The 394-nt window shown below is 71.3% G+C and carries 1 protein-coding gene; it reads right to left on the bottom strand.

What is annotated here, in order from left to right; translation table 11 throughout:
* A partial coding sequence (locus MPC4_RS05320) for a sirohydrochlorin chelatase (RefSeq protein WP_280514738.1) occupies positions 1–394 on the bottom strand: 394 nt, incomplete at both ends.

Raw genomic sequence — 394 nt, forward strand, 5'->3', positions numbered from 1 at the left:
CGCGCCATCTTGGCGACGTCGCCGTTGGCCTGGCGGTCGGACGAGCCCCGGCCCAGCAGCACCACGCCGGTGGTGGTGGGGTCGGGCATGTCGAGCTTCTGCATGCAGCGGCGCAGCTGGCGCTGCAGGATCGCCAGGATGGGCTCGCAGGCCGTGAGGTGCGGGCCGTAGAGGAATTCGACGCCCGGGCAGTGCGCGCGCGCATGCTCGATGGCTTCAGGGATCTCCATCTTCACATGGCCGGCCGCGTTCAGGATGAGCGGCAGCACCAGCACGCGGGAGCTGCCCTTGGCGGCCAGCAGCAGGCCGTCGTGCAGGCCGGGCGGCGCGAATTCGATGAAGCAGACCTCGATGCGCCAGCCGGGCTGGCGCTCGCGCCACTGGCGCACGAAGG

The sequence above is a fragment of the Methylocella tundrae genome, assembly GCF_901905185.1.
Lineage (GTDB): Bacteria > Pseudomonadota > Alphaproteobacteria > Rhizobiales > Beijerinckiaceae > Methylocapsa > Methylocapsa tundrae.